Raw genomic sequence first — 23,122 nt, 5'->3', positions numbered from 1 at the left:
CGCCTTAGAATCAACTCGATTACCGTATGTCCATCAATCCACTACCCATCTAGGAGCAATATGTCAGGGCATTCCAAGTGGGCGACCACCAAGCACAAGAAGGCAGCGATCGACGCCAAGCGCGGCAAGCTGTTCGCCAAGCTCATCAAGAACATCGAGATCGCGGCCCGTCAGGGCGGCGGCGACCCGGATGGCAATCCGGCGCTGTATGACGCCATCTACAAGGCGAAGAAGAACTCGATGCCGGCCGACAACATCAAGCGTGCCGTCAAGCGCGGCTCGGGCGAGGAAGCCGGCGGCGCCAACTACGAGGAGATCGTGTATGAGGGCTACGCGCCGGCCGGCGTGGGCCTGATCATCGAATGCCTCACCGACAACCGCAACCGTGCGGCCGCGGATGTGCGTTCCACGCTCGGCAAGGGCGGCGGTTCGCTCGCCACAACCGGTTCGGTGAGCTTCAACTTCGAGCGTAAGGGCGCGATCGAGGTCCCGGCCGAAGGCGTGGACTTCGACGACCTGTTCGAGAAGGCCGCCGAAGCGGGCGCCGAGGACGTGACCGACGACGGCGAGACCTACACGGTGCTCACCGACCCGTCCGACCTGATCGCGGTGCGCCAGGCCCTGCAGGACGCCGGCATCGACTATGATTCGGCCGAGATCGTGATGAACCCGAAGAACGAAGTCGAGCTCACCCTCGACGATGCCCGCAAGGTCGCCAAGCTCATCGACAACCTCGATGACCTCGACGACGTGCAGAACATCTACAGCAACTGGACCGCCTCCGACGAGGTCATGGCCCAGCTTGACGAGGAGTAACCGCTCCCGTGATCATCCTAGGCGTTGACCCCGGGCTCACCCGGTGCGGGGTCGGCGTGATCGAAGCCGGCGCCAACCGCCGGCTTTCGTTTATGCACGTCGACGTGGTGCGTTCCGACCCGCACATCTCACAGGACCTGCGGTTGCTGACGATCTACAACGGACTGGCGGCCAAACTCGACGAGTTCATCCCAGACGCCGTGTCGATCGAACGCGTGTTCGCACAAGAGAACCGCAACACTGTGCTGGGCACCGCGCAGGCGGCAGGCATGGCCATGCTCGCCGCCGCGCAACGCGGCATCCCCATCGCCCTGCACACGCCGACCGAATCGAAACTGGCCATCACCGGCAACGGCAAGGCCGAGAAAATCCAGATGGAACGCATGGTGGCGCGCCTGCTCAACCTCAACACGCTGCCCACACCAGCCGACGCCGCGGATGCATTGGCGATCGCCATCTGCCATGCATTGCGTCCGCAAGGCGCGCTGCAGGGCGGTGAGCGTGAACAGCACCTGACGCCCGCGCAACGCCAATGGGCGCAGGCCGCGCAGCATGCCACACGGGGCAGGGGAGTCCGTAGAGGCATGTAAACTGCCGAACATATGTTCGAATACCGTCCTAGGAGGGTCCCGTGATCGGTCAGCTCACCGGCACCGTGGCCGCCGTCGACTCGACGACCGCGGTCGTCGACGTCAACGGCATCGGCTTCGCGGTGCGCATGCCCAACGCCGACCTGGCCACATTGCACATCGGCAACGCCGCAGTGGTCCACACCGAGATGATGGTCTCACAGGATGCGATCACACTGTACGGGTTCCTGTCCATGGAATCCAAGCGCATGTTCCTGCAACTGCTCAAAGTCAACGGAATAGGCCCCAAGGTGGCGCTCTCGCTGCTTTCCACACTGCCGTCGCGTCAATTGGCCCAGGCGATCCACGACGAGGACGCCACGGCACTGGCCAAGGCCCCGGGCCTGGGAAAAAAAGGCGCGCAGAAAATCATCCTCGAGCTCAAGGGGTCGATCGACTTCGCCGCCGTGGCCCCCACGGAACCCACATCCACGCTCAGGGCGCCGGACGACGTGGGAATGCATCACGTGCTCGAGGGGCTCATGTCATTGGGGTGGCGCCATCAGGACGCGCAGGCCGCGATCGACGAGGTGATGGGCGACCATGACTTCGCCACACCGCTTGCCACACAGGATGTACCACAGGTGCTGCGGCTGGCATTGGCCGCGCTTGACACGGGGAGGTGAACGGCATGTTCGACGACACCGCACAAGGCGGCATGGACAATCTGGGCGCCAGCGAGGAGTCGCTGCGCATGGTCTCCGCCAACGCCATCGGCAACGAGCCGGTGAGCGACGAGGAGCTGCGCCCGCACATCCTCGACGGCTTCATCGGGCAACCCCGGCTCAAGGCGCAGCTCCAGCTGTTCCTCGATGCCGCCCGCAAACGCGAAGTGCCGCCGGACCACATCCTGCTCGCCGGGCCTCCCGGATTGGGCAAGACCACCCTCGCGATGATCGTGGCCAACGAATTGGGCGTGCCGATCCGCGTGACATCAGGCCCCGCCATCCAGCACGCGGGCGACCTCGCGTCGATCCTCAGCTCGCTCGATGCAGGGGAGGTGCTCTTCATCGACGAGATCCACCGCCTGCCCCGCGCCGCGGAGGAACTGCTGTACATCGCGATGGAGGACTTCCGTGTGGACGTCATGGTGGGCAAGGGTCCGGGCGCCTCGTCGATCCCCCTGACACTGCCGCGCTTCACCGTCATCGGTGCCACCACGCGCGAAGGCATGCTGCCTTCGCCATTGCGTGCGCGCTTCGGGTTCACCGCGCACTTGGATTTCTACCCCGACGACGAGCTCGAAAAACTCATCGAACGGTCCGCGGCGGTCCTGTCACTGCCATTGGCGCCCGGGTCCTCGGCGCAACTCGCGCGCCGGTCACGTGGCACACCGCGCATCGCGAACAGGCTGTTGCGCCGTGTGCGCGACTGGGCGGTGGTGCATGACCTTGAGCAAGTGGAGCCCGACGACGTCAAAGAGGCGTTGGCGCTGTACCAGATCGATACCGAGGGGCTGGACCGCCTCGACATGGCGGTCCTCAATGCGCTCATCCGCAACTTCAACGGCGGCCCCGTGGGACTCAACAACCTTTCGGCCATGGTCGGGGAGGAGGCGGAGACCGTGGAGACGGTCTGCGAACCCTATCTGGTGCGCGAAGGGTTCATGATGCGCACGCCGAAAGGCCGCGTGGCCACGGCGCGGGCATGGGAGCACCTCGGCCTCGTACCGGCCGACGACGCCGCAGGCGATGTCAGCAAGCTATTCTAGACTGAACCTTCCGTAAGGCCATCGGCTTACCCCATTCCCACGTTCAAGGAGCCCACCCATGCCAATGGAATATCTTTTCCTCATCATCCTGCTCGTCTTCATGATCGGCATGATGTTCTTCCAGACCCGCAAGGCCAAGCAGCAGCAGGAGGAACGCAAGAATTTCTGGAGCAATCTGGCGCCGGGCACCGAAATCGTGACGATCGGTGGCCTGATCGGCAAGGTCGTCGAAGTCGACGAACAGTATGAAGAGATCGTGCTCGACAGCGAAGGCAGCCTGCTGCGCTTCACGTTCCGCGCGATCAGCCGTGAGTATGTGCGCCCCGCCTATGTGAGCGACGACGACGTGGACGAGAACGGCAACCCCATCGACCACAGCGCCGACCAGCAGGATGAAACCCAGGAGGCGCAGCCCCAGCAGATCGAGGCCACGGTCGAAGAGACCTTCACCGAAACGGATACCGACAACCAGGCTCCCATGCCGAAGCAGTGAACGGACCGGGAACCACAGGCATCATGACCCATTCGGACATCACCCTTGCCGCATCCGCAACGCTTGACGCCGCGGATGCGGACTATCTCATCTCCCTCATCCGTTCGGTCCCCGATTTTCCCAAGCAGGGCATCATGTTCCGTGATTTCATGCCGGTGTTCGCCGACGCCCGCGGGCTGCGCATCCTGTTGGACGCATTGACAGCCAACCTCCCGGTCGGCATCGATGACTTCGACGCCATCGCGGGACTCGAAGCGCGCGGATTCCTTTTCGGGCCGGCCATGGCCGCCGAATTGGGCAAGGGCTTCATCGCGGTGCGCAAGGCCGGCAAGTTGCCGCCGCCCACATGCACGGAAAGCTACAGCCTTGAATACGGCGAGGCATCGATCGAAATCGAGCGCGAGGCGATTGCACCTGGCGAACGCATCCTCATCGTCGACGACCTGATCGCCACCGGAGGTTCCGCTTCGGCTGCCCGCGATTTGGTCATTCAATGCGGCGGCACGGTCGCTGGTTTTAGTTTTGTCATGGAGCTGCTTGGCCTTCAGGGCCTGCAGGCGCTGGGCGATTACCCGACGAGCTCGCTGCTGACGATGCCCGCCTGAAGTCCAGGCTCCATACCCATCCACTACCAAGAGGGATTCATGGATCTTTACGAATACCAGGCCAGGGACCTGCTGGAAGAGCAAGGGATCGAAACCCCGAAGGCCATCTTCGTACGCAACATACAGGATGTGGCCCAAGCCGCGGAGACCATCGGATTCCCCGTGGTCATCAAGGCGCAGGTCAAGATCGGCCACCGCGGACAGGCCGGTGGCGTCAAGATCGCGCACAACCGTGACGAAGCGGTCCAGGCGGCACAGCAGATCCTGCCCATGACGATCCACGGCCACAAGGTGCGCGGCGTGCTTGTGGCGGAGGCCAAGAACATCCTCCATGAGTATTATGTGTCGATCTCCGTGGACCGCACATCCCGCGATTTCGATGTGCTCGCCACCGCGAACGGCGGCACCGAGGTCGAGGAGATCGCCCGCGAGCACCCCGAATCGGTCAAGCGCCTGCATATCAGCGCCCTTGACGATTTCGACCTCGATGCGGCGATGGAGATGGCCCGCAGCATCGGGTTCTACCATGCCGATGAGGCGCAGGCCGCGCAGATCCTGCTGCGTATGTGGGAATGCTTCAAGCACAACGACGCCACACTCGTGGAGATCAATCCACTCGCCAAGGTCGGCGACCCGGACGACGAGACGAGCAAGCACCTGTGCGCGCTTGACGCGAAGATCTCGCTCGACGGCAACGCCGCCTTCCGCCACGACGGCTGGGCGCAGTTCGATGACGCGGACGAGGCCGACCCCTATGAGCGCAGGGCCCAGGAGCACGGATTGCACTATGTGCATCTCAACGGCCAGGTCGGTGTGATCGGCAACGGCGCGGGCCTTGTCATGAGCTCGCTCGACGCGGTCTCGTTCGCCGGCCAGGAACAGGGGACCGGCGTGCAGCCGGCCAACTTCCTCGACATCGGTGGCGGCGCCTCGGCGCAGACGATGTGCACAAGCCTCGAGATCGTGCTGTCCGACCCGCAGGTGCGTGCCGTGCTGATCAACGTGTACGGCGGCATCACCTCGTGCGAACAGGTGGCGCTCGGCATTCTCGAAGCCATCGACGAACTCAACGTGACCAAGCCGCTCGTGGTCCGTTTCGACGGCAACGCGGCCACGGAAGGCCTGCGCATCCTCGCGCAGGCGCGACGGCCGAACATCCATGTGGAACAGACGATGGAACTCGCGGCGGCCGAAGCGGCACGCCTTGCGGCCAACAGCGGGGAGGAGACCAAATGACCGTCTTCATCGAGGACGACGCACCGGTCATCGTACAAGGCATGACCGGGCATCAGGGCATGACACATACCGCGCGCATGCTCAAGGCCGGCACCAACATCGTAGGCGGTGTCAATCCACGCAAGGCCGGCACCACCGTGCCATTCACGATGGAAGACGGCACGGTGCGCGACATTCCGGTGTTCGCCACATGCCAAGAGGCGAAGGCCGCCACCGGTGCGGGGGCCAGCGTGGTGTTCGTGCCGCCGAAATTCGCCAAGGGCGCGGTCGTCGAGGCCGTCGAGGCCGGATTCGACGTCGTTGTCGTCATCACCGAAGGCATTCCCGTCGCGGACAGCGCCTATTTCGTGGAACTCGCCCTGCGCAACGGCGTGCGCATCGTCGGCCCGAATTGCCCGGGTCTGATGACCCTCGCCTCGTCCAGCGAATCGCATGGCGTCAATCTGGGCATCATCCCCGACGGCATCGTGTCGCGAGGCCCATTGGGACTCGTGTCCAAGTCCGGCACGTTGACCTACCAGCTCATGGGCGAACTCTCCGACATCGGATTCACCGCATGCCTTGGCGCCGGTGGCGACCCGATTGTCGGCACCACATTGCAGGAGGCATTGGCCGCATTCGAAGCCGATCCGGACACGAAGGCCGTCATGATGATCGGCGAAATCGGCGGCAGTGCCGAACAGGACGCCGCACAATGGGCACATGAGCACATGACCAAGCCAGTCGTGGCGTACATCGCAGGGTTCACCGCCCCCGAAGGCAAACAGATGGGCCATGCCGGCGCCATCGTGTCCGGGGGCAAGGGCACGGCCCAAGACAAGCAGGAGGCGCTTGAAGCGGTGGGCATCAAGGTCGGGCGTACGCCCGCACAGGCGGCCGCCTTCATGCGCGAGGTACTCGCTTCGCTGTAATGGAGAAACGTCTGGTTCCATGGATCAAAGGCATCGCCGCCGCAGTGGCGGCGATGCTCATCTATGCCGTGCCATTGGGGTTGATGACGGCACTCGTGTTGCTCGTGGCGGCCATGGAGGAAGGCAGCAATGTGCTGTCGGCACAGACCGTTCCATTGTCCAAGGCGGTCATCCTGCTCAGCGAGGGCGTCGGGTTCCAGGGCGGCTCCATCGTAATGGGTGTGACTCCATTGCTGCTCACCGTGCTGTTGATCGCGTTGATCCGCACGGTCTGCACCAGGACCAGCACCGATCCGCGGGCGTTCGTCTCGGGCGCCGTGGTCTGGCTGTTCTTGCAGCACATGCTGATGAACGGATTGCACGTACGCCTCGAAGACAGCACCGGCGTGGTGATGGGCAAGGCCCTGCTCATCTACACACTGGGCTACCTGCTCGCGGCGGTGCCCCATATGCCGTTGCTTGCTGTGGCGAAGAACTACATCCGCCGGTACACGTCGGCGCCGGTACGCCGTTCCATCCGTGTCGGCGTGCGCACGGCGCTGGTCCTGCTTGCCGGGGTGGCGCTTGTCGGTCTGGGGACCGTCATCGTGTGGATAGCGCTCGGCCACCATCAGATGTCCGCCTGGTTCGACGCGCTCCATATGCAGGCCGGTTCGCGCGTGCTCATGTGCGTCATCGGTCTGGCGTGGCTGCCCAATGTCTGCCTGTGGGCCGTCTCATGGCTGTTCGGCGCCGGATTCTCCATCGGTGAGGCTGCCAGCTACACCCTGTGGTCGTCCACGACGCAGGACCTGCCACCACTGCCGTTGTTCGCGTTGTTCCCGCAAGCGATCGACCACGATGCGCTGCGCACGGCCGTCATGCTCATCCCACTGGGTTGGGGCGTTGCAGTGGGGCTGACCATGTTGTTCGCACGCAGCGGCTTCCATATCCGCCTCAAGCAGGATTCGCTTGACATGCGCAGCCTGCTCATGGATTTCGCTTACCCGGCTGGGGCATTCTGCATCAGCGCCGCGGTGCTGTCGATCGTCAACGCAATCGTGTTCCCCCTGGCCAATGGTTCGTTGGGATCGCACCGCCTCGCCCATGTGGGCGTGGACGTGCGTCAGGCCACCAACGCGGTGGCGCGTCCATGCTCCATTGGCCTGTTCATCGCGTGGGGCGCGGTGCTCGCCATCACCGCCGTCGTGTTCGCCGTACGTTGGGGTATGGCACGGCACGCGGCCGGTTCCCATTCCTCCTCAGCCAAGCCCCTTGGCGAGGACCAAGTAACAGAGAAGCCGGAGTCCACCCATCGCGTGGTGAACTCAACACCACAGAAGGAGAAGCAAGGTGACGACGAACCGACCGCTACGACGGGCCTTGGTGTCCGTATACCATAAGGAAGGCATTGAAGTCCTCGCCCAGGCGTTCATTCAGGCCGGAACCGAAGTGGTCTCCACCGGTTCCACCGCGGCCAAGCTCAAGGAGCTGGGCGTGCAGGTGACGGAGGTCTCGCAGGTCACGGGCTTCCCGGAATGCCTTGATGGCAGGGTCAAGACGCTCGATCCTCATATCCACGCCGGCATCCTCGCCGACATGACGAACCCGGACCACGCCCGGCAGCTCGAATCGTTCGGCATCAAGCCGTTCGACCTGGTCGTGGTGAATCTCTACCCGTTCGCCGACACCGTGCGTTCGGGCGCCGACAACGCGGCCATCATCGAGAAGATCGATATCGGAGGCCCTTCCATGGTGCGTGGCGCCGCCAAGAACAGCGCCACCGTGGCCATTGTGACCGACCCGGCCGATTACGCGCTCGTCGCTGGCCGTATCGCCGACGGCACCGGATTCTCGCTTGACGAACGCCGTTGGCTCGCCGGCAAGGCCTTCGCCCACACCGCGGCCTATGACGCCACGATCAACGAGTGGACGAGCGCGCACTGGCCCAAACCCGCTTCAATCGAAGACAACAGCGAGGGCACCGACGCCGTGGAGGAGGCGAAGCTCAAGCAGTTCCCGCAGACCTACACGCGGTCGTGGGACCGTGCGCATGTGCTGCGTTACGGCGAGAACCCTCATCAGGACGCCGCGCTGTACCTCGACCCGCTCAATACACGCGGGTTCGCGAACGCGGAGCAGCTGGGCGGCAAGCCGATGAGCTACAACAACTACGTCGATGCCGACGCCGCATGGCGCGCCGTGTGGGATTTCGCCCCGCAGATCGCCGTCGCCGTGGTCAAGCACAACAACCCGTGCGGTCTTGCAGTGGCCGCCACGGCCGCCGAAGCACACCGCAAGGCGCATGCGTGCGACCCGATGAGCGCCTATGGCGGCGTGATCGCCACCAACAGCACGGTGACGCTCGACATGGCGCAGAGCGTGCGCCCCATCTTCACCGAGGTGATCGTGGCGCCCGACTATGAGCCCGAGGCGCTGGCCCTGCTGCAGGAGAAAAAGAAGAACCTGCGCATCCTCAAGGTGGCCGAGCCGCCGAAGTCCAAGCTCCAGTTCCGCCAGATCGACGGTGGCCTGCTGGTGCAGAGCACCGATCTGATCGACGCCACCGGCGACATGCCGGATGCCTGGAAGCTCGTCGCCGGTGAGGCCGCCGACGAACAGACCCTCAAGGAACTCGAGTTCGCATGGCGTGCCGTGCGGTGCGTGAAGTCCAACGCGATCCTCATCGCCGATGACATGGCCACCGTCGGCATCGGCATGGGCCAGGTCAACCGCGTGGACTCCGCCAACCTCGCCGTCGAACGCGCCAACACGCTCGATGAGGGACGTAACCGCACGCAGGGCGCCGTAGCTGCGTCCGACGCGTTCTTCCCGTTCGCGGACGGCGCGCAGATCCTCATCGACGCCGGTGTCAAGGCCATTGTGCAGCCCGGCGGTTCGATCCGTGACGAAGAGGTGTTCGAGGCGGCACGCAAGGCCAATGTGACCATGTATGTCACCGGTACGCGCCACTTCTTCCACTGATCCCCGCATATTCAATCCATCCAGTCGCTGAAAGGTCGTGGACGGCATGAACAGCCATCATCCATTCGTCTCGGAACGCCATGAGGGCAAACCGTGGTTCGAGTGGTGCGTGTGCGTGTGCGTCATCGTCGCCACGGCCTTGGCGGCGTTCGGATACACGATGGCCGCCACGGTTGTTCTTGCCGTGGCGGCCATCGGTTCCGGTGTGCTGCGCCTCGCATTGCGCGAGCGCAGCCCTTGGAAGATTCGCTCGGTGCCGTTCGATGCCTGTTGCGGCATCGGGTTCGGCGTGGCGCTACTGGCGCTCTACCTGAGCATCCTCCTGCTCAATCACTGAGTAATCGGCATCGGCCTGGGTGCCCGTGAGCGCCGTCGTGGCCACTTCATCCTCGACCGAGGGGATGTCGGCATCGTTCGCGGTCTGGTCTTCGACCATGGCCGCTTCAGCCACGTCATCGGAACCATCCTTGCCGGCCGAGCGGTTCGACAGCAGCTGCGCCACGATCATCACGAGTGCCACGAGGGCCGCGGCGAGGATCGAGCTGACCCAGAAGACCCACAGCTGCGAGAGCGGGTTGACCGTCAGGCTCTTGTTCGACGCGAACACGGCGATGCCGGTCGGGCGCAGCGGGTTCACGGCGGCGCCGGTGACCGGGTAGGCCATCGCGGTCGCCGCGGCATAGGCCAGACCCATGATCAGCGTGTGCTGGCGGGTGGGGGCGCCGTCGCGCTTCATCGACTGCATGGCGGCGGCCACAACGATAATCGACGCGATGAGTTCGATGACAATGGCCATGGCCACGCTGTAGGTGAGGCCCATCTGCGTGAGCGTCGCGTACAGCGACGAGCCTTCCGCGTAACCATTGACCACGAGGGAGAGCCACTGGCTCACCGGCACCGACTCGGAGGACGGCAGCAGGAACAGGAACAGCGCGCCGGCCGCGACCGCGCCCAGCAGCTGTGCGATGATGTACAGCACACCGTCGATCACACGGGTCTTCGAGGTGAGCATGGCGGCCACGGTGATGGCCGGGTTGAACTGTGCGCCAGAGACCTTGGCGAAGATGGCGGTCATGGCCGCGTACACCACACCGGTGCCCAACGCGATGTAGGCGAGGTTCACGTTGTAGAACGCGGAACCGAACGAACACATGATGTAGATGGAGAAGCAGATCAGCAGGCTTCCCGCGAATTCCGCGCACATGCGCGACCAGATGCTGTGTTGGCGCCGGGTGGGCGCGAGCGTTTCGTTGTCAACAGCAGTCATATCTTTCCTTTATCCTTGTATGGCGTCATCGGGCCGGGCCCGTGACGCGACTGCCTGTGTTCGGCAGTCACGCTGTACAATACTAGCCAGTGCCCTTGCCAGCCACAAAGCGGTTCCGCGAGGATGCACCGATACTGGAACGGCCACGTTGGGAGAACGATGCCACACGCATATAGTCAAGCAAAGAAAACCCGCAACACCGAGCATGAAGGCATACGTTTGCAAAAACTGCTCGCCCAGGCGGGGTATGGGTCGCGCCGCAAGTGCGAGGAGATGATCACCGACGGCCGCGTCGAAATCGACGGCGAACTGGTGACCGAATTGGGCACACGGGTCGACCCGCATACACAACAGGTGCGCGTGGATGGTTCCCGCGTGCGCCTCAACCCCAACCACGTCACCCTCGCGCTCAACAAGCCGCGCAAGGTGCTCAGCGCCATGGAGGACCCGAAGGGCCGCTACACGCTGCGCGACATCGTGGGTGACAAATACGAGCGCATCTTCCACATGGGGCGCCTCGACTACGATTCCGAGGGCCTCATCCTCATGACGAACGACGGCGAGCTGAGCCAACATGTGATGCACCCGAAGTACGAGGTGGAGAAGACGTACATCGCCACGCTCGAGGGCCATATGAGCGGCAATGTCTGCCGTCGTCTGGTGCGCACCGGCGTGCAGCTCGATGACGGCTGGATCAAGCTCGACCATTGCTCGATCATCGACTCGAACCGCGAGAACACCATCGTCAAGGTCACGCTGCATTCGGGCAAGAACCGCATCGTGCGCCGCATCTTCGGCGCGATCGGCTTCCCGGTGCGCCGCTTGGTGCGCACGCAGATCGGCCCGATCAAGCTCGGCGACCTCAAGCCCGGTTCCTACCGTGTGCTGTCGCAGACGGAGGTCCGTTCGCTGTCCAAGGAGGTCGGACTGTGATTCGCGTAGCCATGGACGGCCCCGCCGGGGTCGGCAAATCATCCACCGCCAAGGCGCTGGCGAAGTATTTCGATTTCGCATACCTCGACACTGGCGCCATGTACCGCGCCGCGACATGGTGGTGCCTGCATCAGGGCATCGACCTTGACGCCACGCCGGTGGACGAGCGTGTGGTCACCGAGACCGTGGCCACACTGTTCACGGAAGGCCACTTCGACATCAGCGTCGACCCCGACACGCCAGACGACGACCGTGTGTTCTGCAATCACGAGAACATCAGTGAGGCCATCCGCTCCAGCGAGATCAGCGCGCATGTCTCGGTCGTGTCTTCGGTGATCCCCGTGCGCCATGTGCTCATTGCCGCACAGCGCGCGTACATCGCCGAGGAATCGACGGAACTGGGCTTTTCCGAGGGGCGCGGCATCGTCGTCGAGGGCCGCGACATCACCGATGTGGTGGCGCCGAACGCCGAAGTGCGCATCCTGCTGACGGCGCGCGACGATGTGCGCCAGGCGCGCCGCGCACATCAGGCGAGCGCCGGGGTGGCCGGCGCCGAAAACGTCGCCGCGCGCGACGCCGCGGACTCCAAGGTCACCAATTTCACGATTGCCGAGGACGGCGTGACGACGATCGACAATTCCGACCTGACGTTCGAGCAGACGCTCGACATCATGATCGGACTCGTCGACGACGCCATCGAAGAGCAGGAATACGCCGAATATGCATCCAATCTCGAAGGGTATGAGCTCGACGAGGGCGATGAAGCGCTCATTGACGGCTCGGCGTTCGTCTCCGGCGAGAACACCGAGCGCAAGAAGGAAGTCGGGGTGCTCGCCATTGTGGGCCGTCCGAATGTGGGCAAGTCCACGCTCGTCAACCGTGTGCTCGGCAGGCGCGCCGCCGTCGTCGAGGACACTCCCGGCGTGACGCGCGACCGTGTGAGCTACGACGCCGAGTGGGCCGGCACCGATTTCAAACTCGTGGACACCGGTGGATGGGAAGCCGACGTCGAGGGCATCGAATCCGCCATTGCGTCGCAAGCGCAGATCGCCGTGGAGCTTGCGGACGCCGTGGTGTTCGTCGTGGACGGCCAGGTGGGCCTGACGACGACCGACGAGCGCATCGTGCGCATGCTGCGTGCCGCCGGCAAGCCGGTCATCGTGGCGGTGAACAAGGTCGACGACCAGATGAGCGAGTACATGGCCGCAGAATTCTGGAAGCTCGGCCTTGGCGAACCGTACCCCATTTCCGCCATGCATGGCAGGGGGGTGGGCGATCTGCTCGACGCCGCCATGGATGCGTTGAAGGGCGCGGAGCGCACATCCGGGTTCCTCACGCCATCGCATCTACGCCGTGTGGCCCTTGTCGGCCGCCCGAATGTGGGCAAGTCGTCGTTGCTCAACCAGCTGGCGCATGAGCAACGTTCCGTGGTGAACGACCTGGCGGGTACCACACGTGACCCTGTGGATGAAATCGTGGACATCGACGGCACGGATTACCTGTTCATCGACACCGCCGGCATCAAACGGCGCCAGCACAAGCTGTCCGGCGCCGAGTACTATTCGTCGTTGCGCACGCAGGCGGCAATTGAGCGCGCGGAGCTCGCATTGGTGCTGTTCGACGCCTCGCAGCCCATCTCCGACCAGGACCTCAAGGTGATGAGTTCGGCTGTGGACGCGGGGCGCGCCGTGGTACTCGTGTTCAACAAGTGGGACCTCATGGACGAGTTCGACAGGCAGCGCATGGAACGCCTGTGGAAGACGGAATTCGACCGTGTGACCTGGGCCCAACGCGTCAACCTCTCCGCAAAGACCGGATGGCACACGAACCGGCTGTCCCGTGCGATGACGCAGGCGCTTGAGTCCTGGGACAAACGCATTCCGACAGGCAAGCTCAACGCGTTCCTGGGCACGATCCAGGCCGCCCATCCGCATCCGCTGCGTGGCGGCAAGCAGCCGCGCATCCTGTTCGCGACACAGGCCTCGAGCCGTCCTCCGCGCTTTGTCATTTTCGCGACCGGCTTCCTGGAGCACGGCTACCGCCGATTCCTGGAACGCTCATTGCGCGAGGAGTTCGGTTTCGAGGGATCGCCCATCCAGATCTCCGTCAATATCCGGGAGAAGAAACGCCGCAAGTGATATGCACCGCGCCACGGTGGGCTGCCGTCCCCGCCATACATCGGTAGGGGGCAGCCCACCGCGCATACATACCAGTGGTCCCCGGGATGTCGATGACGTCCCGGGGACCATGTGGTCGGACCAGCGGGATTTGAACCCGCGACCCCTTGACCCCCAGTCAAGTGCGCTACCAAACTGCGCTATGGTCCGAACAGTGCGGCAAGCACCAAGAAAACAATATAGCATACGGTTGGACGCAACACGCCAATTGGCTGCCCGAGAATTATGAAAACCGTATAGCACCCCCTAAGGCGCACAAGGAATCATTCAGCTTTTCGCTGCATCAGCAAATGAGGAATTACGATGGTTCATTACGGAATAATGTAAGCGTATTAGTCGGGAATTAGACATTTACGGAATATAGTCGCTACACTATTACACGAGATTGATAAGTAGAAAGGGATTGGTCACCACCATGGCCGACGCATTTGAACGTTCCGAACACAAGATGCGGGAACATGGCATGAGCGACACCGCCATCGCGCAGTTCGAGCACTTGTACGAAATCTGGAGCAACGAAGAGGACACCAGTTGGATCCGCGAAGAGGACATTGAGCCGATCACGGACATTCCGAGCTTCCACGATGTGTATGAGACCATCAATCACGAGAAGGCCGTGGACGCATTCGCCAAGACGGCGTTCCTCAAGCTCAATGGGGGATTGGGCACGTCGATGGGGCTGGATTATGCGAAATCCTTGCTCCCCGTACGCCGCCACAAGGCCAAGCCGATGCGGTTCCTTGACATCATCATCGGCCAGGTCGTCACGGCACGCAAACGGTTGGGCGTGGATCTGCCCCTGACCCTCATGAACTCGTTCCGCACATCGCAGGACACCATGGCGGCGGTGGCCAAGGACCGCCATTTCCATCAGGAGACCGTGCCCGTCGAGATCATCCAGCACGTCGAGCCCAAGATCGACGTCTCCACCGGCGAGCCGGTGACGTGGGAGACGAACCCGGATCTGGAATGGTGTCCGCCCGGGCATGGCGACTTGTACTCCACGCTGTGGGAGTCCGGCCTGCTCGACATCCTCGAAGAGCAGGGCTACCGCTATCTGTTCATCTCCAATTCCGACAATCTCGGTGCCCGCCCTTCGCGTACGCTGGCCCAGCATTTCGAGAACACCGGCGCCCCGTTCATGATCGAGGTGGCACGGCGCACCGAAGCCGACCGCAAGGGCGGCCACATCGTGCGCGACGCGGTGACCGGACGGCTGATACTGCGCGAGATGACGCAGGTGGCGGATGAAGACCGCGACGACGCGATGGACATCCACAAGCACCCGTTCTTCAACACCAACAACATCTGGGTACGCATCGACGTGTTGCGCAAGAAGCTCGCCGAATACAACGGCGTGCTCCCTCTACCGGTGATCCGCAACTACAAGACGGTGGACCCCACCGACCCGACTTCGACGAAGGTCGTGCAGCTCGAAACGGCGATGGGCGCCGCGGTGAACCTGTTCAACGGCTCGATCTGCGTCGAGGTGGACCGCATGCGGTTCCTGCCGGTGAAGACGACGGACGACCTGTTCATCATGCGTTCCGACCGGTTCCACCTGACCGATTCGTACGAGATGGAAGACGGCGACTACCACTTCCCGAACGTGACGCTCGACAAACGGTTCTACAAGAACATCCGCGATTTTGAAGAACGGTTCCCGTACGGCGTGCCGTCCATCGCGGCTGCCGCGTCGTTCGAGGTGCAGGGGGATTGGACCTTCGGCCGTAATGTCTCGTTGTTCGGCACCGCCCGTTTGGAGGACGAAGGGCATCCGAGCTATGTGCCCAACGGCGAATATGTGGGACCGCAGGGCATAGAACCAGATGAATGGTTGTGATGGTGTGTTCGCGATATAAGAAAATCAGGGTTTTTTTGGGATTTTGTCCAACGTTCCCCCAAAACCCCTCTATCATAGATAACGGGTGTGCGCGATGAACACATGGCACACACTTACTGGAAACTTTAATGATACGTGAGGACTAATGGCTGAGGGTAGTAACGGAAGGCGTCGCTTTTCTGACAAGTGGGGCAAGCATGAGCTCGATGTGCTGGCAGTGCTTTCATCCGCATTCCCGCAATGGCTCACATCCCGCCAGATCGCCCAACGAGTGAAGGCATACGCCGATTCGTACGGCGAACTTGCCGACCAAGCCGCAAAGGCGGCGTTCGCCAAGCAATTTCAGCGAGACCGCGCCAAGCTGGCGGCCATGGGCATCGCAATCGAATCACGCCAACCTGAGTATTCTTCGAAGTCCGAAGGTCAGGATTTCGCCTCCTACCGCCTGCAGCTCGGTGACGAGCCACGCATCCGCCTGCGCTTCCAGCAGGCGGACCTGCCCGTGCTCGCCGCGGCGAACTATCTGGCCCGTTCCATGTCGATGTCGTCCGCACCGGCGCACACGCAGCAGCATGCCTCACGCACCGCGCCCCGCGTGCCGCAGACGCCGATCCCGGGTCTTGGCCTTGACTCGATGGCTCCGGGTCTGGGTACCCAGCACATTCCGGAGAACCTCGTCAAGGAAGTCGATTCCCGCCGGTTCGCAGCCACCGTGGCAGTGGGCGAGGAACATCTCAACGTCGCCTACACCGATGCGGACGATCTGGCCATGTTCGTGCTGGAGCACCCCAATTCGTCGGTCGTGAGCCCGCCCGAGGCAGTGGCTGCCTTCCGGCGCCGCCTGAACGCGGCCACGCAGTTCCAGCTTGCCGATGATTCCGCCAATTCCTCGGCCGCCAAAGTGCGCGCCCAATCCATTGAATCAGCGGACGGCGATGGCGACGAGGAAGAGACCGACGGCAAGCACGGCAAGAAGAGCTCGTTCCAGACCGGCAGTGAAGTGGACCGCAGGCTGCGCCTCATGCTGTTCCTTTCGGCGCATCTGGGCGAGGAGTATTCCCTGCCCGAATTGGCCACCCGGTTCATCGGCGAGCCGAAAAGCGACGATGAGCTCAAGAAGTACGTGGCCACGATCCACAAAGACATCAATACGCTCACCACGGTCTCCGATGACGGCGAAATGGCTGGCAGCCAGTTCTTCGACATCGACTGGTCACTGCTCGACGCCGAAGGCATCGTCTCGGCCACCAACTCGCTGGGGTTGGAACGTCTGGCCGGCATTTCACCGCAATACATGAGCATGCTCACCGCATCGGTGAACTACCTCGCCCACGCGTCGCTGCTGCCCGCCGACCAACGTGAACAGGCGCAGGATCTCTACGAACGCCTCGTCAAGCATGTCGCACCAGGGGAGACACCGTGGCTCAGCCTGACCGGCTATGAGGTCGAACCGCGGAACTTCACTGCGGTCAAGAACGCCATCAAAGAGCACAAGCTGCTCAACATGGTGTACCGAGACGGCGCCGGGCGTAATCTGCGCCGCCTGGTGGCACCGTCCAAGATCTACGTGGACGAGGGCGTGTACTACGCGGCCATGTGGACCGATGTGGCCGATGTGGCGCCGCAGGACCTGCAGGACCTCGTGCGCAAAGACATGACAATCAACAAGGAGACCGGTGAGCCGCGCATCTGGCAGGTGCTCACAATCTCACGCATCGAAGAGGCGCAGATCGTCGAACCGACCGCCGAGTTGCATGTACCCGACGTCTCGGTCAGCGATTTGCGCAAATGGATCACCGACACTGCCACGCCGGCGGTGTTCATCACCGACCAGCCCCATCTGCAGTTCATCAAAACGCTTGCGGATGCGCATGTCGAACCATGCGGCGAAGGAGAGAAAGTCCATCTGTTCGTCCGTTCCGATTCGTGGTTCGTCGCGTTCTGTATTGCGCACGCACGCCATATTGTGGCGGTGGCTCCCGAAACGCTGCGGTCGATGATGGTGGCGCGTGCACAACGTGAATTGAGCATCTCCGAGGAGACCGCCCAAGATACAGAAGAATCGGCATCCTGAGGGGAGTGGCACCTATGCCTTGGTGGATTTGGCTTATCCTGGCGCTGTTCATGTTTGGCATGCTCATCGCCGGCTGCATGTATGCGGCGGTGCATGGCATGCGCGCGCTGCATGACGTCAGCGAGACCGGAGCGCAGATCTCCGAACGCCTGGGCCGCATGGGCGAGCATGACGGCACGGTGCAGGCACCCCAGCGCCCGATTTTCACCGAACCATTACGTGTGGCCGCGGAACGCTACTCCGATGCCCATGTGGAGGTCATCGAACGCCGTCAACGGCGCGAGGAACGCCATGTGCGCACGTGGAGCCGCTGGTCCACATTCAATGACTGACACCACCGATTGTTTATGACGAGATGAAGGGTTATGGCACGTCATCACAAGTCAAGGAAACCATCACCAGACGATACGGGCGAGGAGCGTGAACTGACGCCGGCCGAACGGTATGCACGGTTCGACCGTGTCAAGCGGCAACGCCGATCCATCGCGGCCAAGTTCGCCGACACACTGCCGTTCGAGCTCGACCTGTTCCAGACGGATGCCAACGAGGCACTGGAACAGGGGTCCAATGTACTGGTGGCGGCCCCGACCGGCGCCGGCAAGACCGTGGTGGCCGACTTCGCGGTCTATCTGGCGCAACAGCAGAACGCGAAGGCCTTCTACACCACGCCGATCAAGGCGTTGAGCAACCAGAAATACCATGATCTCGTGGCATTGTACGGCCCGGACAAAGTGGGGTTGCTCACCGGTGACACCTCGATCAATTCCGAAGCCGACATCGTGGTCATGACGACCGAGGTGCTGCGCAACATGCTGTACGAGCATTCCACAACACTGCAGGCGTTGCGCTATGTCGTGCTCGACGAGGTGCATTATCTGGCCGACCGGTTCCGTGGTCCCGTGTGGGAAGAGGTCATCATCCACCTGCCGCAGTCGGTGCGCATCGTCGGCCTGTCGGCCACGGTCTCGAACGTGGAGGATTTTGCGGACTGGATCGCATCGGTGCGTGGCGAGACCAAGCTCGTCGTGTCGGAACACCGTCCGGTGCCGCTTGAGCAATACGTGCTGATCCAGCGCGATCCACGCACCGAACCCGAATTGTTCGACCTGTACCGGCATGACGACAATGGCCGGCCCACCACGAAACTCAATGCCCGCCTGACGAACCGACTCGACGAATACATGCGTCGTGAGCAACGTCGTCGCGGCGCCGAACGGCCGGACAGGCGCAAGGGGCGCGGACGCCACGGCAGGCCGGAATCACGGTCGGCGCGTCAGGTGGAACGCTACCAGCCGAAACGCTGGGCGGTCGTGGACGAACTCAATTTCCTGGGCATGCTGCCGGCGATTTATTTCATATTCTCGCGTAACGGCTGCGACGAGGCGGTCGACCAATGCCTTGACGCCGGCCTGCGCCTTACAAGCGATGACGAGGCGCTGCGTATCCGCAGCATCGTCGATGAGATGATCGAAGGCCAGCTGACGCATGACGACCTGAAGACGCTGCATTTCGCGCGCTTCCGCCACGCCCTCGAAGAGGGCTTCGCCGCGCACCACGCCGGCATGGTGGCGTTGTTCAAGCAGATTGTGGAGCGCCTGTTCGAAGAGGGGCTCATCAAGGTGGTGTTCGCCACGGAGACGCTTGCCCTCGGCATCAACATGCCGGCGCGCAGCGTCGTCGTCGAGAAGCTCGAAAAATACGATGGCACCGGCATCGTGGGCCTCACGCCGGGGGAGTACACGCAATTGACCGGCCGCGCCGGCCGCCGCGGCATCGACACGATCGGCAACGCTGTCGTCGTGGATCACCGTGGATTCACTCCGGAAACGGCGGTCGCGCTGTCGAGCAAGCGTGTCTACCCGCTGCATTCGAGTTTCAAGCCGACGTTCAACATGGCCGTCAACCTGCTCAACACGAGCGATTACGAGACGGCGCGCATCACGCTTGACCATTCGTTCGCCCAGTGGGAGGCGAACGAGTCGGCATGGCAGATCGAGGCGCGCATCGATGCACTCACCGCGGCCCTTGCCGGGTATGCCGAGGCCATGACGTGCGAATACGGCGATTTCACCGACCTGTTGCGCATCCGCATGCAGCTCAACGAGTTGCAGAAGAACGAACGCCGCAAGCTCAAGCATGAGGTGTTCGCCACGAACGCGGACAAATCCCGCGCCTTCCGCCGCCTTGACGCCAAGATCGCCAAGCTCAAGGAGCTTGAGCACGACCATCCGTGCAAGCAATGCCCGGATTTCCAGGACCACATGAAGTGGGGGCGCCGGTGGATGCGTGAGACGCGTGAACTGGAGCGCCTACGCCAACGGTACGATTCGCGTACCGGCTCCGTGGCGCGCCAATTCGACCGCATCTGCGAGATCCTCGACCGTCTGGGGTACTTGGAACGCACTGATCACGATGGCGTGCGCGACTATACGCTCACCGAGCAGGGCCAGTTGCTGCGCCGCCTGTATTCCGAGCGCGACCTTGTGTTGGCGCAGGCCATCACCGAAGGCGTGCTCGACGACCTATCGGCCCCGCAGATCGCGGCATTGCTCTCGTCGTTGCTGTATGAGGCGCGCCGTGGCGAAGGGGGAGAACCCCGTCGCTACCCGGGTGGCCCGCATGGCCTTGTCGCCCAACGGGCGCGCGAACTCAAGTACCTTGACGAACAGGTGCTCGTGTTGTGTGAGGACGCCGGCATGGACAGCTATCTGCAGCCACTGGATTTCGGCATTGTGGACATCATCTACGACTGGGCCTGCGGGGATAGTCTGGCGCAGGTGCTCGAACACACCGAATTGACGGGTGGTGACTTCGTGCGCAACGCGAAGCGCCTCGCCGACGTGCTGCAGCAGATTGCCGTGGCCGAACCGTACATGGGGGAGCAGCATGCCATGCTCGCCGCCCGTGCACGTGAGGCGTTCGATGCGGTGAACCGCGGCATCGTGGCGTATTCCGGTGTGGACTGACGCATAGCGCAGGAATAAACCCATCGTCCGAACTGTTTTGTAGCGTGGAATCGTTGTGTAATCAAGAGGAGGCACAGGTATGGCGGAACGCAGCCTACGCGGCATGAGCATTGGAGCGAAGTCGCTCGAGTCCGACGACAACGTCGACTTCGCGGCGCGCATGGAGGTCGCATATGTATGCCCACGCGGGCACCGTACGATCCTGCCGTTCGCCGAAGGAGCCGACATCCCGAACGAATGGGAGTGCCGTTGCGGCGCGACCGCGCATCGTGAGGACGACAAAGACAACACCGGCGACGACGTCGCCAAGCCGACGCGCACGCACTGGGACATGCTTCTGGAACGCCGCAGTGAGGACGAACTGAAGACCCTGCTGGACAAGCGCCTCCAAATGCACCGGGATGGCTGGATTCCGGACTACGAGTGAGTCCGGCCGTGCGTCCCACCTCGCCGGGACGCATCTTTGAATGACCAATTGACGAACTAGGGAAGAGGCGGCATGGAATTCGCTCATCCACAACGTGTGGTCCTGTTGGATCTCGACGGCACATTGACGAAATCTGATCCGGGCATCATCGCCTGTGTGATCAAGGCGTTCGAAGCGGTCGGTGTACCGGTTCCGGACCAAGCGGAACTGCAGCGTTTCATCGGGCCGGCGATCTTCGAATCGATGAAGCGCAACCACATTCCCGACAACAAGCTCGATGAGGCCGTGCGTGTGTACCGGCATTATTACGGTGACGCAGCGGTGTTCGACGACCCGAACAACCCCGGGCACAAGGTGCCGGGACGGCTGTACAACACGTTGTATCCGGGCATTCCCGAACAGCTCACGAAGCTGCGCGAGGCCGGCTATTACCTTGCCGTGGCCACATGCAAGCCCGAATACCAAGCGAAGCCGGTGTGTGACCATTTCCACATCACCGAACTCGTCGATGGCATCTATGGCGCCAGCACCGACAATTCGCGCGTGGACAAGGCCTCGGTGATCCGGTATGCGTTCGACAACATCGGGTTCAACCGCGAGCTCGATGACCGTGCGCTCATGGTCGGCGACCGTTGGACCGATGTGGATGGCGCCAAGGCATGCGCATTGGATTGTCTGGGCTGCGGCTGGGGTTACGCCGAGCCGAACGAACTGGTCGAACACGGCGCATACCGTGTGATCGACCATGTGGACGAACTGTCCGGAGCCGTGGAGGAATACTTCGCGGACAAGGCCACTGCATAAGGATTCACAGTAATCCCTGTTTAGCCGATAATGTACGTTATGTCAGATTAGCAATATATGGCATATGCACCAGCGGGTGTCGATCATCCCCCGATGATCGACACCCGCTGTTTTTGTGCTCCATCAACTACGTGCCCGATTCACCACAACGACGATGGTTTGTCATCGTCATCATCGGTGGCATTGCCGCCGGTCTCAGATGACGGCGCTGCATCCTGTTGCACCGTCGCGCGCGCCTCCTGTGCAAGCATCGCACGCCGTGCCTGCAGGTACATCAACACGAGTTCGACCGTCACAAGCGCCACAGCCACGGCCGCGGACGCCCAGCCGAGTTTGGTGTACAACGACCGCGCATGCGCGCCTATGGATTCGCTGTTCGCCAGATACACCACGTACGGGGCCGCCAACAGCACGAATGAGGCCACATGGCCGCCGATCACCGTCCAGCTCACCGGACGCACCTCGCTGGCGCGACCATTCCGGTAATGGCTGTTCATCACGGTCACCACGCAGACAAGCAACGCCACTGCGGCTCCGATGATCCACAGCATGGCTGGTAAAGCGTTCATGACAATGTTCCTCGACTTAATATGGGTTGATGTGCCGCCGACGGATCCACGTCGGCCAATGTCGGCGAGACAGCGCCAACGGCTGCTGCGGACACCATCGCCTCACGTTGGACACGCCGTTTGTCGAGCGTCTCGCGCAGGCGGTCCGCCGCCAAACGGTTGACCGGCAGTGACCGGTCGATGACGGCTGCGTCGGTCACTTCCACATGCTCCTCCGTGGCGAGGGCGTCGTCGATGCGGTGCCACAGCGCGCCAACGGATACCCCAAAGACCGCCTCTCCCCTGCTGAGCATCTGCGCCATCTGCTCGCCTTCGACGCATTCCTCGACCTGCTGCCCATCGCAGAGTATCGTCATATGCTCGAGACGGTCCGACGGCTGGCGCATCAGGTATTCGACCGCGTTCGTCACGTTCTGCAGGTTCACACCGATGTCGAGCAGTTTCTTCGACACGGCCAGAATGACCACATCGCGGAAGGCATACAGCCGACGCGACCCCGAACCGCTCGATGGCGCGATGGATGGCACGACGATGCGTTTGCGCGCCCAATAATCAAGCTGCCGGTACGTGATACCGGCCACACGCGAGGCGACGGTGCCACGGTACCCACGCAACGGCTCATGCAGGTCACGCAGGGGAAACAACTCCCCCTGCACCATCACATCATCGACATCGATCAATGGCACATCCACATACT

General features: G+C 62.6%; 22 protein-coding genes and 1 tRNA gene. 19 read left to right on the top strand and 4 right to left on the bottom strand.

The genetic code is table 11. The features are described from left to right. Window positions 1-60 precede the first annotated feature (60 nt). The 11 genes from PG2093B_RS04420 (at window position 61) to PG2093B_RS04370 (ending at window position 9,702) form a co-directional block, all read left to right on the top strand. Window positions 61-816, top strand: a complete 756-nt coding sequence (locus PG2093B_RS04420) for a YebC/PmpR family DNA-binding transcriptional regulator (protein ID WP_026643055.1) — start codon at window positions 61-63, stop codon at window positions 814-816. Between the two features lie 8 nt (window positions 817-824). Continuing rightward, window positions 825-1,406 carry a crossover junction endodeoxyribonuclease RuvC gene (ruvC, locus tag PG2093B_RS04415; protein WP_129897461.1) on the top strand — a complete coding sequence of 194 codons (582 nt, stop codon included), beginning with the start codon at window positions 825-827 and terminating at the stop codon, window positions 1,404-1,406. Between the two features lie 41 nt (window positions 1,407-1,447). Further along, entirely contained in the window at window positions 1,448-2,071 is a 624-nt protein-coding gene (ruvA, locus tag PG2093B_RS04410) for a Holliday junction branch migration protein RuvA (protein ID WP_129897460.1), read from the top strand. 5 nt (window positions 2,072-2,076) lie between these two features. Then, a complete protein-coding gene (gene ruvB / locus PG2093B_RS04405; protein ID WP_165369705.1) occupies window positions 2,077-3,156 on the top strand; it encodes a Holliday junction branch migration DNA helicase RuvB in 1,080 nt (359 codons plus the stop codon). Between the two features lie 64 nt (window positions 3,157-3,220). Beyond that, the gene (yajC, locus tag PG2093B_RS04400; protein WP_129897701.1) at window positions 3,221-3,649 is read left to right on the top strand and encodes a preprotein translocase subunit YajC; all 429 of its coding nucleotides are present in this window, start codon (window positions 3,221-3,223) and stop codon (window positions 3,647-3,649) included. Between the two features lie 23 nt (window positions 3,650-3,672). Then, window positions 3,673-4,254: an adenine phosphoribosyltransferase gene (locus PG2093B_RS04395; RefSeq protein WP_129897459.1), complete on the top strand. Its 582-nt coding sequence runs from the start codon at window positions 3,673-3,675 to the stop codon at window positions 4,252-4,254. Between the two features lie 39 nt (window positions 4,255-4,293). Beyond that, on the top strand, window positions 4,294-5,490 hold the full coding sequence (sucC, locus tag PG2093B_RS04390) for an ADP-forming succinate--CoA ligase subunit beta (protein ID WP_129897458.1): 1,197 nt from the start codon (window positions 4,294-4,296) through the stop codon (window positions 5,488-5,490). Then, on the top strand, window positions 5,487-6,401 hold the full coding sequence (gene sucD / locus PG2093B_RS04385; RefSeq protein WP_129897457.1) for a succinate--CoA ligase subunit alpha: 915 nt from the start codon (window positions 5,487-5,489) through the stop codon (window positions 6,399-6,401). Before sucC ends, sucD begins: the two co-directional genes overlap by 4 nt. Continuing rightward, window positions 6,401-7,783, top strand: coding sequence for a cell division protein PerM (locus PG2093B_RS04380; RefSeq protein WP_129897456.1), 1,383 nt, complete (start codon window positions 6,401-6,403; stop codon window positions 7,781-7,783). Before sucD ends, PG2093B_RS04380 begins: the two co-directional genes overlap by 1 nt. Next, a complete protein-coding gene (gene purH, locus PG2093B_RS04375) occupies window positions 7,734-9,365 on the top strand; it encodes a bifunctional phosphoribosylaminoimidazolecarboxamide formyltransferase/IMP cyclohydrolase (RefSeq protein ID WP_129897455.1) in 1,632 nt (543 codons plus the stop codon). The genes PG2093B_RS04380 and purH overlap by 50 nt, the downstream gene beginning before the upstream one ends. A 46-nt stretch (window positions 9,366-9,411) precedes the next feature. Next, window positions 9,412-9,702: a DUF3017 domain-containing protein gene (locus tag PG2093B_RS04370; RefSeq protein WP_101429527.1), complete on the top strand. Its 291-nt coding sequence runs from the start codon at window positions 9,412-9,414 to the stop codon at window positions 9,700-9,702. On the opposite strand, the gene PG2093B_RS04365 is transcribed toward PG2093B_RS04370, so the two are convergent. Next, window positions 9,661-10,632 carry an MIP/aquaporin family protein gene (locus PG2093B_RS04365; protein ID WP_129897454.1) on the bottom strand — a complete coding sequence of 324 codons (972 nt, stop codon included), beginning with the start codon at window positions 10,630-10,632 and terminating at the stop codon, window positions 9,661-9,663. The genes PG2093B_RS04370 and PG2093B_RS04365 overlap by 42 nt on opposite strands. Window positions 10,633-10,791: 159 nt before the next feature. Here PG2093B_RS04365 and PG2093B_RS04360 point away from each other — a divergent pair, with 159 nt between their 5' ends. Further along, window positions 10,792-11,565, top strand: a complete 774-nt coding sequence (locus PG2093B_RS04360) for a pseudouridine synthase (RefSeq protein WP_022857494.1) — start codon at window positions 10,792-10,794, stop codon at window positions 11,563-11,565. After that, complete coding sequence (der, locus tag PG2093B_RS04355; protein ID WP_129897453.1) at window positions 11,562-13,703, top strand: bifunctional cytidylate kinase/GTPase Der; 2,142 nt, start codon at window positions 11,562-11,564, stop codon at window positions 13,701-13,703. Before PG2093B_RS04360 ends, der begins: the two co-directional genes overlap by 4 nt. Window positions 13,704-13,815: 112 nt before the next feature. Here der and PG2093B_RS04350 read toward each other — a convergent pair. Next, window positions 13,816-13,892 (bottom strand) — tRNA-Pro (locus PG2093B_RS04350). Window positions 13,893-14,157: 265 nt separating this feature from the next. Here PG2093B_RS04350 and PG2093B_RS04345 point away from each other — a divergent pair. The 6 genes from PG2093B_RS04345 (at window position 14,158) to PG2093B_RS04320 (ending at window position 21,856) form a co-directional block, all read left to right on the top strand. Next, window positions 14,158-15,585: a UTP--glucose-1-phosphate uridylyltransferase gene (locus tag PG2093B_RS04345; protein ID WP_129897452.1), complete on the top strand. Its 1,428-nt coding sequence runs from the start codon at window positions 14,158-14,160 to the stop codon at window positions 15,583-15,585. 145 nt (window positions 15,586-15,730) lie between these two features. Next, the gene (locus PG2093B_RS04340; RefSeq protein ID WP_129897451.1) at window positions 15,731-17,659 is read left to right on the top strand and encodes a helix-turn-helix transcriptional regulator; all 1,929 of its coding nucleotides are present in this window, start codon (window positions 15,731-15,733) and stop codon (window positions 17,657-17,659) included. Between the two features lie 14 nt (window positions 17,660-17,673). Next, window positions 17,674-17,991: a hypothetical protein gene (locus tag PG2093B_RS04335; protein ID WP_129897450.1), complete on the top strand. Its 318-nt coding sequence runs from the start codon at window positions 17,674-17,676 to the stop codon at window positions 17,989-17,991. 33 nt (window positions 17,992-18,024) lie between these two features. Next, window positions 18,025-20,625, top strand: a complete 2,601-nt coding sequence (locus PG2093B_RS04330) for a DEAD/DEAH box helicase (protein ID WP_129897449.1) — start codon at window positions 18,025-18,027, stop codon at window positions 20,623-20,625. A gap of 79 nt (window positions 20,626-20,704) precedes the next feature. Further along, window positions 20,705-21,052, top strand: a complete 348-nt coding sequence (locus PG2093B_RS04325) for an RNA polymerase-binding protein RbpA (protein ID WP_129897448.1) — start codon at window positions 20,705-20,707, stop codon at window positions 21,050-21,052. Window positions 21,053-21,124: 72 nt separating this feature from the next. Continuing rightward, window positions 21,125-21,856 carry an HAD hydrolase-like protein gene (locus tag PG2093B_RS04320; RefSeq protein WP_101429520.1) on the top strand — a complete coding sequence of 244 codons (732 nt, stop codon included), beginning with the start codon at window positions 21,125-21,127 and terminating at the stop codon, window positions 21,854-21,856. 140 nt (window positions 21,857-21,996) lie between these two features. On the opposite strand, the gene PG2093B_RS04315 is transcribed toward PG2093B_RS04320, so the two are convergent. Then, complete coding sequence (locus tag PG2093B_RS04315; protein ID WP_129897447.1) at window positions 21,997-22,425, bottom strand: C4-dicarboxylate ABC transporter; 429 nt, start codon at window positions 22,423-22,425, stop codon at window positions 21,997-21,999. After that, window positions 22,422-23,084, bottom strand: a complete 663-nt coding sequence (locus PG2093B_RS04310) for a MerR family transcriptional regulator (RefSeq protein ID WP_129897700.1) — start codon at window positions 23,082-23,084, stop codon at window positions 22,422-22,424. Before PG2093B_RS04310 ends, PG2093B_RS04315 begins: the two co-directional genes overlap by 4 nt. Between the last annotated feature and the right edge of the window lie 38 nt (window positions 23,085-23,122).

It is taken from the genome of Bifidobacterium pseudolongum subsp. globosum (assembly GCF_004155535.1).
Classification (GTDB): domain Bacteria; phylum Actinomycetota; class Actinomycetes; order Actinomycetales; family Bifidobacteriaceae; genus Bifidobacterium; species Bifidobacterium pseudolongum_C.
Note: the sequence above shows the minus strand (reverse complement) of the source record. Positions and strands in the feature narration are given on the sequence as shown.